12 protein-coding genes are annotated in these 14,062 nt (G+C 70.8%); 6 read left to right on the forward strand and 6 right to left on the reverse strand.

Features of this window, described 5'->3' with window-relative positions:
• Positions 1–175 precede the first annotated feature (175 nt).
• The 5 genes from ACFC0D_RS36135 to ACFC0D_RS36155 form a co-directional block, all read right to left on the reverse strand.
• The gene (locus ACFC0D_RS36135; RefSeq protein WP_376445677.1) at positions 176–2,077 is read right to left on the reverse strand and encodes an anthranilate synthase family protein; all 1,902 of its coding nucleotides are present in this window, start codon (positions 2,075–2,077) and stop codon (positions 176–178) included.
• Positions 2,074–2,697 (reverse strand): isochorismatase family protein, encoded by a 624-nt coding sequence (locus ACFC0D_RS36140; RefSeq protein WP_376445680.1) that lies wholly within the window; start codon positions 2,695–2,697, stop codon positions 2,074–2,076. The genes ACFC0D_RS36135 and ACFC0D_RS36140 overlap by 4 nt, the downstream gene beginning before the upstream one ends.
• A 47-nt stretch (positions 2,698–2,744) precedes the next feature.
• The gene (locus tag ACFC0D_RS36145) at positions 2,745–3,515 is read right to left on the reverse strand and encodes a 2,3-dihydro-2,3-dihydroxybenzoate dehydrogenase (protein WP_329120425.1); all 771 of its coding nucleotides are present in this window, start codon (positions 3,513–3,515) and stop codon (positions 2,745–2,747) included.
• Positions 3,516–3,560: 45 nt separating this feature from the next.
• Positions 3,561–4,733: a 3-deoxy-7-phosphoheptulonate synthase gene (locus tag ACFC0D_RS36150; RefSeq protein WP_376445683.1), complete on the reverse strand. Its 1,173-nt coding sequence runs from the start codon at positions 4,731–4,733 to the stop codon at positions 3,561–3,563.
• A 255-nt stretch (positions 4,734–4,988) separates the two neighbouring features.
• Positions 4,989–6,428: a multicopper oxidase family protein gene (locus ACFC0D_RS36155; protein WP_376445685.1), complete on the reverse strand. Its 1,440-nt coding sequence runs from the start codon at positions 6,426–6,428 to the stop codon at positions 4,989–4,991.
• A 133-nt stretch (positions 6,429–6,561) separates the two neighbouring features.
• Here ACFC0D_RS36155 and ACFC0D_RS36160 point away from each other — a divergent pair, with 133 nt between their 5' ends.
• A complete protein-coding gene (locus tag ACFC0D_RS36160) occupies positions 6,562–6,762 on the forward strand; it encodes a hypothetical protein (RefSeq protein ID WP_376445688.1) in 201 nt (66 codons plus the stop codon).
• A 79-nt stretch (positions 6,763–6,841) separates the two neighbouring features.
• Here ACFC0D_RS36160 and ACFC0D_RS36165 read toward each other — a convergent pair whose 3' ends face one another.
• Entirely contained in the window at positions 6,842–7,384 is a 543-nt protein-coding gene (locus tag ACFC0D_RS36165) for an SRPBCC family protein (RefSeq protein WP_376445690.1), read from the reverse strand.
• A gap of 249 nt (positions 7,385–7,633) precedes the next feature.
• Between ACFC0D_RS36165 and ACFC0D_RS36170 the strand changes: the two genes are divergently transcribed.
• The 5 genes from ACFC0D_RS36170 (at position 7,634) to wrbA (ending at position 13,891) form a co-directional block, all read left to right on the forward strand.
• Positions 7,634–9,334 carry a carboxylesterase family protein gene (locus tag ACFC0D_RS36170; protein ID WP_376445693.1) on the forward strand — a complete coding sequence of 567 codons (1,701 nt, stop codon included), beginning with the start codon at positions 7,634–7,636 and terminating at the stop codon, positions 9,332–9,334.
• Positions 9,335–9,378: 44 nt separating this feature from the next.
• On the forward strand, positions 9,379–11,235 hold the full coding sequence (gene asnB, locus ACFC0D_RS36175; protein WP_376445695.1) for an asparagine synthase (glutamine-hydrolyzing): 1,857 nt from the start codon (positions 9,379–9,381) through the stop codon (positions 11,233–11,235).
• Between the two features lie 130 nt (positions 11,236–11,365).
• A complete protein-coding gene (locus tag ACFC0D_RS36180; RefSeq protein ID WP_376445698.1) occupies positions 11,366–12,238 on the forward strand; it encodes an MIP/aquaporin family protein in 873 nt (290 codons plus the stop codon).
• A 38-nt stretch (positions 12,239–12,276) separates the two neighbouring features.
• Positions 12,277–13,143: an arylamine N-acetyltransferase gene (locus ACFC0D_RS36185; protein WP_376445700.1), complete on the forward strand. Its 867-nt coding sequence runs from the start codon at positions 12,277–12,279 to the stop codon at positions 13,141–13,143.
• Positions 13,144–13,273: 130 nt separating this feature from the next.
• Entirely contained in the window at positions 13,274–13,891 is a 618-nt protein-coding gene (gene wrbA, locus ACFC0D_RS36190) for an NAD(P)H:quinone oxidoreductase (protein ID WP_376445703.1), read from the forward strand.
• Positions 13,892–14,062 lie beyond the last annotated feature (171 nt).

Genomic DNA, 14,062 nt, shown 5'->3' on the forward strand with positions numbered 1-14,062 from the left:
CTGACGGGACGAGGTCCGCTGCCCGGGCCTCTCCCCCAAGCGGGGGGCAGCCCCCCCCCCCCCCCGCCCGGGCGAAAAACAGCCAAAACCCCCGGCGCCGAAGGCGCGGGGGGGGTGACCCCCCGCGGGGCCCCGGCGGGGGCCCCGGGCGGCGCCGCGTCCTGTGCGCCCCGTCCTACCGCGGCGCCGGCACCACACCGCTCTTCACGAGGCCGCCCAGCATCGACGCGACGATCCGCGGACCGCTCTGGGTGAGCACCGACTCGGCGTGGAACTGCATCGACGCGAAGCCCGCGCCGCGCAGGGCGTGCACCTCGCCGGTCTCCGGGTCCCGGCTGACCTCGACAGGGCCGAACTCCGGGTGCAGGAAGCCGTCCTCGTGGCAGCGCGCCGCGAACGTGTTGTAGAAGCCGACCCGTTCCCGCGCGCCGAAGAGGTCGATCTCCTTCTGGACGCCCTGGTTGGGCACCTCCCTGCGGGTGAGGTCCAGGCCCAGGCGCAGGCTGAGGACCTGGTGGCTGAGGCAGACCGCGAGGAACGGCCGGCGCTCGCTCAGCAGTCCGGCGACGGCCTCCCGCAGATGCGCGATCTTGGGGTGGCCGGCCTCGCGCGGATCGCCGGGGCCGGGGCCCATGATGACGAGGTCGTGGCCGCCGAAGTCGTACTCCTCGTCGAAGCGACGCACCGTCACCTCCGGCCCCATGGCGCGGACTTGCTGTCCGATCATCGAGGTGAACGTGTCCTCGGCGTCGACGATCAGGACGCGCTGTCCGGCGAGGGCGGGATCGGGCCGGTCGCGGCCCGACTCCTCCGCCAGCCAGAAGCCCGCGATGGTGGCGTTGCGCCGCTCCAGCGCCTCGCGTACGCGCGGGTGGGCGCGGAAGCGGGAGCCTCCGTCGTCCTGGAGCGCGGAGAGCAGCCCGGCGGCCTTGGCGCGGGTCTCCGCGACCTCCGACATCGGGTCGGAGTGGCGCACCAGGGTCGCGCCGACTCCGATGGAGACCCGGCCGCCCGCGTCGATGTCGGCGGTACGGATGAGGATGGCGGAGTCCATGGCCCGGCCGCCGAGCGCGTCGCGGCCGATGAGGGCGGCGATCCCGCTGTAGTAGCCCCGGCCGTGGGGCTCGTACTTGGAGATCACCTTGCAGGCGCTCTCCAGGGGTGAGCCCGTCACCGTCGGGGCGAACAGCGTCTCGCGCAGGATCTCGCGCGGGTCGCGGTCGGTCTGGCCCTCGATGAAGTACTCGGTGTGGGCGAGCAGGGCCATCTCCTTGAGGTACGGGCCGACGACCCGGCCACCGCCCTCGCAGACCCGGGCCATCATCTTCAGTTCCTCGTCGACGACCATGTACAGCTCGTCGGCCTCCTTGCGGTCGGCGAGGAACTCGAGGACGCCGGGGAGCGTGGGGCCGGAGGCCGGATAGCGGTACGTGCCGCTGATGGGATTCATGACGGCGGTGCCGTCGGCGAGGCTGACGTGCCGCTCGGGGGACGCTCCGACGAAGGTGCGGTCCCCGGTGTGGATGAGGAAGGTCCAGTAGGCGCCCGACTCGCGTTCCAGGAGCCGGCGGAAGAAGGTCAGCGCGCTGCCGGGGCCGTAGTCGGTGATCTCGACGGTGAAGGAGCGGCGGATGACGAAGTTGGCGCCCTCGCCGGTGCCGATCTCGTCGGCGACGACCCGGCGCACGATCTCGGCGTACGCCTCGTCGTCCACGTCGAAGCCGCCGTCGGCGAGGGTGATCGGGACGTCGGGGATCGCGGCGAGGACGGTGTCGAGCGGGACGGTGGTCTGCTCGGTGACGCTCATCGCGATGAGCGGGTCGCCGTCGTCGGTCCGGTCGTAGCCGCGCTCGCCGATCTGGCGGTACGGGACGACGGCGAGGACCTCGTGGCGCGCGGTGCCCTGGCCGTCCTCGCGCAGCGGGAGGTCGGCGAGGGTCTCGGGCAGTGAGATCTCGCCGGTCAGCAGGTCGAGCGCGCCGGGTCCGGTGGTCTCGGGCCGGTGCAGCACGGCGAAGGCGGGCGGGTTGGGGCCGAGTATCCGGCTCAGCAGGTCGGTACGGGCCGGTGTGTTCACCCCAGTACCTCCTTGGCGGTGGTGACGACGGCGCAGCGCTTGGCCGCGTACGCGACGGCCGACCGGTGCTCGGCCTCGGTGAAGTCGCCGACGGCGTCGGCGACCAGGAAGGTCTCGATGTCGTGGGTGAACGACTCGACGGCGCTGGCGAGTACACCGATGTGGGCGTAGACCCCGCAGATGATCAACTGGTCGCGGCCGTGGAAGCGCATATGCTCCAGGAGGTCCGTCCTGAAGAAGGCGCTGTAGCGCCACTTGGTGAGCAGCCAGTCGCCCGAGGCGGGCGCGAGCGGCTCGACGATCTCGCGGTCGGCGGGGTCGAGGCGCATCCCGGGGCCCCAGAAGTCGGCGAGCAGACCGCGCTGTTCGGGTGTCATGCCGCCGGGCTGCGCGGTGTACGCGACGGGGATGCCGTGGGCCGCGCAACGGTCGCGGAGCAGGGCAGCGTTGGCGATGATCTCCTCGCGCAGCGGCGAGGGGAACGGCGCCAGGAAGTAGCGCTGCATGTCGTGGACGAGCAGCACGGCGCGGTCCGGGTCCACGGTCCAGTGCGGGGTGACCGGCGGCAGGGCGCCGGCCGTCGGCAACGGATAGGCCTCGATGGGGGGTATCCCGGCCATGACCGTCCTCTCGTGACGTGTGTGCGGGTACGCGGGTGAGGGGTTGCTCAGACGCCGAGGGACGCGCCGCCGTCGACGGTGAGGTCGTGCAGCGTGATGTGGGACGCCTGGTCCGACAGGAGGAAGACGACGGCCTCGGCGATGTCGGTGGGCAGGGCCAGCTTCTTCAGCGGGATGCCGACACGGAACGCCTCGGGGCGGCCCTCGATCGTGCCCTGGGGCCCGGTCTCGTCGTGCCACATCGAGGAGAGCATCGGGGTGTCGGTGGAGCCGGGCGCGACCAGGTTGCAGCGGATGCCGTAGGGCGCGACCTCCAGACCCAGCGACTTGGTGAAGAGGGAGGCCGCGGCCTTGGAGGCGGCGTACGCGGCCATCTCGGTACGCGGGGTGTTGGCCGCGTTGGAGGCGACGGTGACGAGGGCGCCGGAACCACGCGGGATCATCCGGTCGACGACGGCGCGGGAGACCTGGAAGACGCCGGTGGCGTTGACGGCGAAGGTGGCCGCCCAGTCCTCGTCGGAGAAGGTGCGGACGGGGCCGAGGCGCAGGACGCCGGCCGCGTTGACGAGGTAGTCGATCGGGCCGAGGCGCCGCTCGGCCTCGTCGACCAGGGCGGTGACCTGGGCGCTGTCGGTGACGTCGGCGGGGAACGCCTCGACGGGCAGCCCCTCGACGACGAAGGCCGCGACGCGCTGCTTGAGCGTGGACTCGTCCCGGTCGACGGCGGCGACGGTCACACCGCGCTCGGCGAGCGCGCGGACCACCGCGGCGCCGATGCCGCCCGCGGCGCCGGTGACGAGGGCGATCTTGTCCTGCATCTCACTACCTCCGTGGTTCCGGTACGGGATAAGGGGCGGGGCGCGTCAGGCGCGCCAGGCCGAGATGACGGTGACGGCCTGCCCGGGGTTGAGCCTCGGGTCGCAGAAGCTGGTGTAGTACTCGCCGCAGCGGCCGACCCACTGCTCGCCGAGGACGCACTCGGTGACGTCGTCGGGGGTGGTCTCCAGGTGGACGCCGCCGGCGATGCCGCCGGAGGAGCGCACGGCGAGCTGGAACTCGGAGATCTCCCGCTCGACGGTGGTGGTGTAGCGCGTCTTGAGTCCGCCGGGGGCGGTGACGGTGTTGCCGTGCATGGGGTCGGTCAGCCAGATCACCGGGTGGCCGGCGGCGCGGACCGCCTCGACGAGCGGCGGCAGCTTCTGGGCGACCTTGTCGGCGCCCATGCGGGCGATGAGGGTGAGCCGGCCGGGCTCACGGGCCGGGTCGAGAATCTCGCAGAGGGTGAGCAGCTCGTCGGGGGTCATGCTGGGGCCGACCTTGCAGGCGACCGGGTTGACGACCTCGGCGAGCAGGGCGACATGGGCGCCGTCGGTCTGACGGGTGCGTTCGCCGATCCACGGGAAGTGGGTGGAGGCGAGCAGCAGTCGGCCCTCGTCGTCGCGGCGGAGCATCGGCACCTCGTAGTCGAGGAGCAACGCCTCGTGGCTCGTCCAGACCGGCGGGTCGATGGCCGGGCGGCCGACGGGCTTGCGCCAGCCGAGGTGGCCCATGATGTCGTTGGCGGCCATGTATCCGGTGAGCAGCCGCAGCGGGTCGGGTCGGCGGGACTCCGCGTCGGGTTCGGGGCCGTTGACCATGTGGCCGCGGTAGACGGGGAGTTCGAGCTCGCCGACCTTCTCGGTGTCGTTGGAGCGCGGTTTGGCGAACTGGCCGGCCAGGCGGCCCACGCGGATCACCGGCTTGTGCGTGATCATCTTCATGGCGCCGGCGAGCAGGTCGAGGACGGCGGCCTTGCGGGCGATGTGCTGGGCGGTGGACTCGTCGGGGTCCTCGGAGCAGTCGCCGGACTGGACGATCACGGCCTCGCCCGCGGCGACCCTGGCGAGGAGAGTGCGCAGGGTGTGCACATCCTGGGGGCTGACCAGGGCGGGGCGGACGCTCAGTTCCTCCCGTACGCGCTCCACCTGCGAGGCGTCGTCCCACACGGGCTGTTGCAGAGCCGGCCTTCGCCGGATGTCGAGCAGAGTGTTGTCCACAGGGAGTCTCTCCTAAGACGACAGGACGACGGGGGTGCGGGTGGGATTCTTCGAGCGGGAGATCCGAAAAGGGCCGGCCGGGCGGGCAACCGAACCGGTCCGACGAACCGGTGACGTGCGATTGGGTGTGCCACGACTGGGCCGGCCGGCCCGTAATTCCCTCGGATCATCCGTCGTTGACTGGCTCACGGCCAATGGAGCCGGACGCACTCCGTCAAGTGGGCGGAAAATCCATCAGGTCGGTTGGTCCGCTGTTCACACGACTTCCATCTGGGCCATCATTCCCATGGCCGCGTGGTCGAGCATGTGGCAGTGGTACAGGTACTTTCCGCGATAGCTGTCGAATGTTGCCTGGAACTTCACCGTCTCGCCCGGCATGACGCGGATCGTGTCCTTGAGTCCCGCCTCGGCAGGACCGGGCGGATTTCCGTTGCGTTCCAGTACACGGAACTGCACCAGGTGAATATGGAAATTGTGCGGGATGGCTTGATTGCTGTTGGTGACCGTCCAGATTTCCGAGCCGCCCCAGGGAACGGTGTTGTCGATTCGGTGGTGGTCGTAGACCTTTCCGTCCATGTAGCCCTGCGGGGCGGGCCGCCCGTCCTCGTCCATGCTCATGACGACGGTCCGTCGGCCGGTGACGGCCGGCAGCGCGGGCAGGGTGCGCAGCGTGGCGGGTACGGCGCTGGGGTCGGACGCGGTCTTCACCACGTCGAAGCGCAGCACCTTGCCGGTCAGTTCGGCCGGCCCCGGGCCCTCGGTGTTCTCCAGGACGAGCTGGGTGCCGACGGGATAGCGGGAGAAGTCGATGACGACCTCGGCGCGTTCGCCCGGCGAGAGGGCGACGGTGTCGGTGGAGAAGGGCCGCTCAAGGAGACCGCCGTCGGAACCGATCTGGATGAACGGCGAGCCGTCAGCGAGCCGCAGGGTGAAGAATCTCAGGTTGGTGGAATTGAGCAGCCGGAAGCGGTACTTGCGGGCCGCGACCTGGAAATACGGCCAGGCCCTGCCGTTGGCCATGATGGTCGACCGGCTGCGGAAGTCGTCCATGGTGTAGACGAGTTGCCCGGCCGTGTCGAAATGCCCCTCACGCAGCATGATCGGCACGTCGTACACCCCGGAGGGCAACGGGAGCGCCCGCTCCTCGGCGTCGGTGAGCAGGTAGAACGCGGAGAGACCGCGGTAGACGTGCTCGGACTCCATGTGGTGGGCGTGGTCGTGCAGCCAGAGCGGGGCGTGACCCTGCTGGTTCGGGTAGTGGTACGTGCGCACGCCGCCGGGGGCGATGGTGGCCATCGGGTCCCCGTCGTGCTCGGGGGCGACGTGCCCGCCGTGCAGATGGATCGAGGCCGGCATGTCCAGCTTGTTGTACTGGTTGATGACGACCGGGCGGCCGGAGGTGGCCCGGATGAGTCCGGGGAAGCCGCCGTTGAAGGTGAAGACCTCGGTGAGCTGTTTGGGCAGGATCTCCTTGGTGGTCCGCTTGATCGAGATGTTGTAGGTGTCGACGCCGTTGGCGGTCGAGCTGGGCGCGATGACCTGCGGCAGAGGCATCGGCCGGGTGAAGAACGCGACGGCGGTCGCGTCGGCCGCTGTGGCCGATGCCGCGCCGAGCAGCGGGGTCAGGGCTGCGCCGGTGGCCACCGTGCCGCCTGTCGCCAGGGCGGCACCGATGAACCGTCGTCTGGAAAGCATGGGGATTCCCCTCGTCATGGGCGCGCCCTGTGCGCACCCGTATCTCCTTGCTCTGTGGGGGGCGTGGGGGGCTGTGGGGGGCTGTGGGGGTCCGACGGCCCCGGCGCGCGACGGGGCGGCGCGGGGGCGGCTCGTGGGGCCCGGCGCGGTCGCGGGCGGGGGCGCGGACCTGGGCGCGGGGCGGTTCTGCGGTACGGACACGCGCCTGCGCGCGACGGGCGCGGGCGGTTCCGGGGTACGGATGCGGGCGCCGCGCGGCGGGCGCGAGGCGGTCCTCCGTACGGAGATGCGGCCCGGTGCGGGCCTGGCGCGGGCGGTTCCCGGCACGGAGTAGGCCCGGTGCGGGCCCGGTGCGCGTCGGGCCGGCCCCTTGGGGCCGGCCCGTCGATGCGTCGTTCCTGGTTGAGGGGGCGTCAGTCCTTCTCGACGACGACCTTGATCCTGCCCAGCGTCTCGGTGACGTCCCGGGTCATCTTCGCCGTCCAGTCGGAGATGAACTTCCGCTTGTCGGCCTCGTCCATGTCCTTGGTGATCTCGTGGATTCCGGGTGACGCGTATCCCATGCGGAACGTCTGGGAGAGCGTGGCGCCGTTCTCGGCGGGCTCGATGAGGAAGGACCAGGTGAGCTCCTGCGGCTCACCGGTCTTGGAGTGGATCTTCCAGCGGAACACGCGGCCGGGGGTGGTCTCCGCGACTTCCGACTTCGTGTGCCAGATTCCGCGGATGAGCGGCGCCCAGGACACGATGTCGTCGCTGCGGAAGTTCTCTCCCTCGAAGATCGCACCGACCGTCCCGGGCTCTCCGGACAGCCATCGGCCGCCCTGGAGTTCCGAGCTCCATTCGGAATGCCGCTGCATGTCGCTGACGATCGAGTAGATCTTGTCGGCGGAAGCCGCGATATGAATCTCGGCGCCCAGCTCGAAAAGGGGGCGGGAGTCCAGAATCGACGTTGTCATGCCTGGATCCTGCCGATCCCCCCGGGTGTGCTCAAAGGGTCGGGCGTGAATCCGTCAGGTCACCGTGACACCGCTTCGGATGCCGCTCCGACTGACCTGACTGAGTACGCCGAACCGCATTGGCCGAGGCCAGGACGTGCGGCACCCTCGCACCGTCGTCACTCTTCGACGCGCCAAGTCTTTTGGCATTCGCATACCCGGGGAGTTTTGTTTATGGACCGGTCGGGAGTTGGACATGAGCCGCCACCCATGCCACGGAGACGCACGTTCGTCGCGGCCGCCGCAGCGGTGGCGACGGCGGTGACCGTACCGGGCGGCGTGGCCTCGGCCGCGGAGACGGACGGCGGAGTGCGGGCCGGTGGCGCCACGGAGGACACCGGTGTCGTCACCCGTGTCGGCGGCGGTCTGATCAGGGGAGAGCGGGCCGGCGGCCTGTCCGTCTTCCGGGGGGTGCCCTACGCCGCTCCCCCGGTCGGCGAGCTGCGCTTCCGCTCACCGCGCCCGGTCACCCCCTGGCGCGGGATCCGGGACGCGACGCGGTTCGCTCCCGTCTCGTACCAGTCGTACCTGCCCGGCTCAAGCGAGGACAGCCTCTACGCGAACGTCTGGACCCCGGACACCGGCGGCGCCCGGCCCGTCGTGGTGTACATCCACGGCGGCGGCTGGTTCCTCGGCGCCGGCAGCGAGCCGGACTTCGACGGCGCCCGGCCCGCCGCCCACGGCGACATGGTCGTGGTGACCTTCAACTACCGTCTGGGTGCCCTTGGCTGGGGCCTGCACGAGGACCTGGTCGACGAGCGCACCGGCGGGTGCTCCAACTGGGGGCTGCAGGACCAGGTGGCGCTGCTGCACTGGGTGCGCCGCAACGCGGCCGCGTTCGGCGGCGACCCCGACAACATCACGCTGGCCGGCACCTCGGCCGGCGGCTCCTCGACCTGGCAGCTGGGACTGCTCCCCGAACTGCGCGGAATCGTTCGCCGGATCGTCCCCATCAGCGTCAAGCACGTCTGGGAACCGGCGAGTTCGATGAGCCGGGAAAACTCCCACCGGGTCTTCGAACTGGTCGCCCGCAAGCTCGGCACCACCGTGCGGGGCCTGCGCTCCGTGCCGGCCGCCCGGCTCAAGGACACCTGGGAGAAGATCTTCTCCGGCAGCCCCGTCGACCGCGAGATATCCACCTGGCGCGAGTACCAGGGTCCGGTCGTCGACGACCGCTGGATGCTCGGCCACGACTTCGAACTGCCCACCCCCGACCTGCCCACCCTGTCGATCTACGGGCGGACCGAGGGCACCTTCTTCACCACCGGGCCCGGGTATCCCTTCCCCGGCCCCCACCCCACCGACGACGCGAGCCTGCGCACCGCGATCCGCGCCGTGCTGCACAAGGGCGCGGTCCATGTCGCCGACACCGAGGTGGACGCGGCGATCTCCGCGTACCGCCGGGCGGCTGCGACCGACGGACTCCCGCAGGACCCGGTGTCCATCTGGGGTGCGATCTGGGGCGACAGCCTCTTCCGCTACCAGATCACCCGGCTCGCCGAACGGCAGGCCACGGAGCGGCCCGACGTACCCAGCTATCTGGTGGAGTTCGCGCACCCGGTCGCCCCGCCGCTGACCGGCACCCCGCACGAGGCCACGTCCAAGTTCCTCTTCGGCACCTACGGCTCCGCGGTCAACGCCCCGCACTACGGCGACGGCCCGCTGGAACGGCTCGTCTCGGACACCTTCATCGACCTGGTGTCCTCCTTCGCCCACGGCCGGGCGCCGAGCAGCCCGAACGCGCCCGCGGTGCCGGTGTTCTCGCCGGACCGGCCCTCCACGCTGATCCTCGGCGGGGAGCGGGTCGCCGAGGTCGGTGAGCGCTCCGCGCTGCGTCAGCTCGCCCACTGGGACACCGCCGGCTGGGTCCCGGTCCCGAAGCCCGCTTCGACGACCGCCCCCCGCTCCTGACTCCGTACACCCCGCTGATCATTCGAGAAAGGACCTGAGGCGCCATGTGCGGACTCACCGGCTGGATCGCCTACGACCGCGACCTGACGCTCGGCGGCGACACCGCCGAGGCCATGACCCGGACCCTGGAGTGCCGGGGCCCGGACGACGGCGGCATCTGGCTCACCCGCCACGCCGCCCTGGGCCACCGCCGTCTCTCCATCATCGATCTGGAGAACGGCCGCCAGCCCATGCACGCCGTCCCCGGCGACGACGGTCAGCCCGTCCTCGTCTACACCGGCGAGGTCTACAACTTCCGTGAGCTGAAGGAGGAGCTCACCGCCCTCGGGCACGAGTTCCGCACCGCGTCCGACACCGAGGTCGTACTGCACGCCTATCTCGAGTGGGGCGAGGAGTTCGCGGAGCGGCTCAACGGCATGTACGCGCTGGCGATCTGGGACCCGCGCAGCGAGGAACTCCTCCTGGTCCGCGACCGGATGGGCGTCAAGCCGCTGTACTACTACCCCACCGCCGACGGTGTCCTCTTCGGTTCCGAGCCCAAGTCGATCCTCGCCCACCCCGAGGCGGAGGCCGTCGTCGACGCCGAGGGTCTCGCCGAGATCTTCGCCATCATCAACACCCCCGGCCACGCGGTCTTCAAGGGGATGCACGAGGTCGTCCCCGGCACGTCCGTCCGTTTCACCAGGGCGGGCTCCACCACCCGTACGTACTGGACGCTCCAGGCGCGCCCGCACACGGACGACCTCGACACCACCATCGCCACCGTCCGCGAACTGCTCGAGGACATCATCGAGCGGCAGCTGATCGCCGATGTGAAGGTCGGCACCCTGCTCTCCGGCGGTCTGGACTCCAGCGCCGTGACCGCGCTCGCCGCGAAGGTGCTGCGCGACCAGGGTTCGGACGAGCGGATCACCGCCTTCTCGGTCGACTTCAAGGACCACGGCGAGACCTTCCGCGACAACGGCATCTGGATGGACCCGGACACCCCGTACGCCGTCGACGTCGCCCGGCACTCCGGCGCCGAGCACATCATCGTGGAGCTGGAGAACCACGACATCCTCGACGAGGACGTCCGTACGGCGGTGCTGCGCGCCCAGGACCTGCCGGTGTCGACCGGCGACATGGAGCACTCCCTGTACCACCTGTGCAAGGCGCTCAAGGAGCGCGTCACGGTGGCGCTCTCGGGCGAGGCGGCCGACGAGATCTTCGGCGGCTACAACTGGTTCTTCGACGAGGAGGCCGTCAACGGGGACACCTTCCCCTGGTACGACGCCTGGCGGCGTCTCGGCGGCCTGGACACGATCAAGGACATCGGGCTCTGGGAACGGCTCGGCATGGAGGAGTACGTCAAGCGCCGGTATGCCGAGTCCCTGGAGGCGGTGCCGCGGCTCGCCGGCGACTCCCGGCACGAGGAGCGGATGAAGGAGCTGACCTGGCTCAACATCCAGCACTGGGAGAAGTTCCTGCTGGACCGCAAGGACCGGATCTCGATGTCCACCAGCCTCGAGGTCCGCGTCCCGTTCACCGACCACCGGCTCGTCGAGTACGTCTACAACGTGCCGTGGGAGATGAAGAACTTCGACGGCCGGGAGAAGAGCCTGCTGCGCGCGGCGTCCGCGCACGTGCTGCCCCGGTCGGTCCTGGAGCGGAAGAAGAGCCCGTACCCCTCCACCCAGGACATCGACTACGTCACCGCGCTGCGCGCCAAGGTCGAGGCGCTGCTCGCCGACGGCTCCCCGGTGCTGCGGCTCGTCCCGCGCGAGGGCATCCAGCGGCTCCTCGACAGGCCGCTGGAGGAGTACTCGGCGCTCGGCGGGCTCTGGGGCACCCGGGCGGTGATGGAGCGACTGGTCGAATTCAACGCCTGGGCGCTCGACTACAAGGTCCGCATCGAGCTCTGACCTGCACGTTCGCCACTCTGCGGCGTCGCGCGCGGCCTTCCGGCCGTGCGCGGCGCCGCGGACGCATGTGTACGCCAAGCCCCACCCGCGCCGCCTGTACCGACCGCATCACAGCTGGGAGTTGGTCACCATGACCCGCAGCCGTCACCGGGCTCCGCGCAGGGAGCTGCTCTCCCCGCGCGCCCGCACCGTCTTCCTGGAGTTCCTGATCACGGCGGGGATCCTCTTCCTCATCGTGACGACGTCACGCTGGATCTTCGCTCCGGACGCGCCCCTCGGCTCCGTGCTGAAGGGGCGGGCGGCGTTCGTCGCGCTCGGCCTCTTCTTCGGCATCGTCAACACGGCGATCATCCACTACTCGATGTCCCGGAAGACCGCCGGACACATGAACCCCTCGGTGAGCATCGGGCTGTGGCTGCTGCGGGTCTTCCCGGGCCGGGACGTCCTGCCGTTCTGCGTGGCGCAGATGACCGGGGCCGTGGCCGGCGTGGGCCTCGCTCGCCTGGTGTGGGGCGCGCCCGTGGGTCTGCCCCAGGTCGGCTGGGCGGCGGTGGCTCCCCAGCCCGGCTGGGGCTTCTGGGGGGTGCTGACGGCGGAGACGGTCGGCCAGCTGATCTGTATGACTCTGGTGGCGGCGCTGCTGATCCGGCCGCGCTGGGAGTGGCTGATACCCGGGGTCGTCGGGCTGTGCATCACCGGTTTCATCATGATCCTCGGGCCGCTCTCGGGCGGCTCGGTCAATCCGGCGCGGCAGTTCGGGCCCGCGCTGTGGGCCGGGAACTTCGGCTTCCTGACCGCGTATCTGATCGGCCCGGTCCTCGGCGCGGCGCTGGCGGCCGCGCTCGCCGCGGCGCTCAGGCCGCCGGTGGAACCGCCGACCGCCGAGGCGGTCCTGCAGGTCGAACACACCGTCCGCCCCGTCGAGGCGGCCGTGTGCCCGGACACCATCCCGCCCGAGCTGCTGCGGGAGCGCCCCGCGCACGACGACCCGTATCGCATCTGAGCATCCGAACGCCTGAACACCTGATCCAGGAGACAGACATGCTGGGAACCTACGGACTGCCCGTCGCCGTCGAGGCCGACCCGGAGTGGCAGAGCGAGCTCCTCGACCTCGACGCGTACCTCGCCCGGATCGGCTTCTCCGGGCCCCGCACCCCCACCGCGGACACCCTGCACCGGGTTCTGCGCTGCCACATGGACGCGATCGCCTTCGAGAACGTCGACATCGCGCTGGGCCGCCCGGTCTCGCTCGACCTGGACCGGATCCAGGACAAGCTCGTACGGGCGGGTCGCGGCGGCTACTGCTACGAGAACAACCTGCTGTTCGCCGCCGCCCTGGACCGGCTCGGTTTCCCGGTGACCCGCCTCCTCGCCCGCATCCGGCAGGGCGAGAGCAGGCGCCGCTTCCGTACGCACACGGTGCTCCTGGTCCGTGCGGAGGACCAGGTGTGGCTCGCGGACGTCGGCTACGGCTACAGCGGCCTGATGGAGGCGCTGCCGCTCCGCGACGGTGCGGTCTCCTCGGTCGCGGACTGGACCTGGCGGCTCACCGCCGACGGGCCGGACTGGGTGGTGCGCATCCCCGAGGAGGGAACGGGCGACGGCTGGTTCGACATGTACGCGTTCCGTCAGGAGCCGCAGTTCCGGATCGACTTCGAGGCGGCGCACTACCTCTCCTCGACCCGGCCCGGCTCGCCGTTCGTCGGTCAGCTGGTCGCCCAGAAGGAGACGGAGAAGGAACGCCGGCTGCTGCGGGACAAGTCGCTGGAGATCCGGTACGCGGACGGGCGCGTCGAGCGGCGTGAGCTGAGCGCCGCCGATACGGTGTGCGCGCTCGGAGAGCTGTTCTCGATCGAGCTGAACGACGACGACGAGCGTGCCCTGCTGCGGTTCTTCGCCACGAAGTGACATCCGGGTACGGAACTTGACGGACTTTCACGGACCGCGTGGAAGGCCGCCGTCCCGTTCGGAGAAAGTCGCGAACGGGCCCTTCCGTTCCGTACCCGGCCCCCCGTCCCACACCAAGGAGCAGGTCGTCATGACCAACGTCGCAGTCATCTACTACTCGTCGACCGGCAATGTGCACACGCTGGCGAACGCCGCCGCGCAGGCCGCGGAGAAGGCCGGTGCGGAGGTTCGGCTGCGGAAGGTGGCGGAGCTGGCGCCGCAGTCGGTGATCGACACGAAGGCGGAGTGGGCCGAGCACGTCCAGGCCACCCGTGACGTGGAGGTCGCCTCCCTCGACGACCTGGAGTGGGCCGACGTCGTGCTGATCGGCACGCCGACCCGCTTCGGTCTGCCCGCCGCGCAGATCAAGCAGTTCATCGACACCACCGGTGGTCTGTGGGCGCAGGGCAAGCTGGTCAACAAGGTCGCCGCGTCGTTCACCTCGACCTCGACCTCGCACGGTGGCCAGGAGTCGACGCTGCTCGCCCTGAACAACACCTTCTACCACTGGGGTGCCATCATCGTGGCGCCCGGCTACGCGGACCCGGTGCAGTTCGCCCCGGCCAACGGCAACCCGTACGGCGCCAGCAGCGTCTCGGCGAACGAGGCGGACAACGTGGCAGGCGAGAACCTCGCCGCGATCGAGTTCCAGACCCGTCGTGCCGTCGAGATCGCCACGGCGCTGAAGAAGGGCTTCGGCGCGGCCTGACCGTGGGCCCGGGGACCGGGCCGGGTCAGCCTGTCCGGGGGGACACACGAGAGGAGGGGCGGGGCGCGTAGGGCGGCCCCCCCCCCCAGACCGGGTGTTTGCGGCCGCGCCCCGGGGGGGCCCCCCCACCCCGCCATACCGCGGGGCCCAGGGGGGGGCGCGGGGGCGGCA

The organism is Streptomyces sp. NPDC056222, from assembly GCF_042264065.1.
Lineage (GTDB): Bacteria > Actinomycetota > Actinomycetes > Streptomycetales > Streptomycetaceae > Streptomyces.

Excerpts from the sequence above, each read along its gene's own strand:
- ACFC0D_RS36140 (WP_376445680.1), bottom strand. The coding sequence starts at position 2,697 with ATGGCCGGGATACCCCCCATCGAGGCCTATCCGTTGCCGACGGCCGGC.
- ACFC0D_RS36145 (WP_329120425.1), bottom strand. The coding sequence starts at position 3,515 with ATGCAGGACAAGATCGCCCTCGTCACCGGCGCCGCGGGCGGCATCGGC.
- ACFC0D_RS36155 (WP_376445685.1), bottom strand. The coding sequence starts at position 6,428 with ATGCTTTCCAGACGACGGTTCATCGGTGCCGCCCTGGCGACAGGCGGC.
- ACFC0D_RS36165 (WP_376445690.1), bottom strand. The coding sequence starts at position 7,384 with ATGACAACGTCGATTCTGGACTCCCGCCCCCTTTTCGAGCTGGGCGCC.
- ACFC0D_RS36170 (WP_376445693.1), top strand. The coding sequence starts at position 7,634 with ATGCCACGGAGACGCACGTTCGTCGCGGCCGCCGCAGCGGTGGCGACG.
- asnB (WP_376445695.1), top strand. The coding sequence starts at position 9,379 with ATGTGCGGACTCACCGGCTGGATCGCCTACGACCGCGACCTGACGCTC.
- ACFC0D_RS36180 (WP_376445698.1), top strand. The coding sequence starts at position 11,366 with ATGACCCGCAGCCGTCACCGGGCTCCGCGCAGGGAGCTGCTCTCCCCG.
- ACFC0D_RS36185 (WP_376445700.1), top strand. The coding sequence starts at position 12,277 with ATGCTGGGAACCTACGGACTGCCCGTCGCCGTCGAGGCCGACCCGGAG.
- wrbA (WP_376445703.1), top strand. The coding sequence starts at position 13,274 with ATGACCAACGTCGCAGTCATCTACTACTCGTCGACCGGCAATGTGCAC.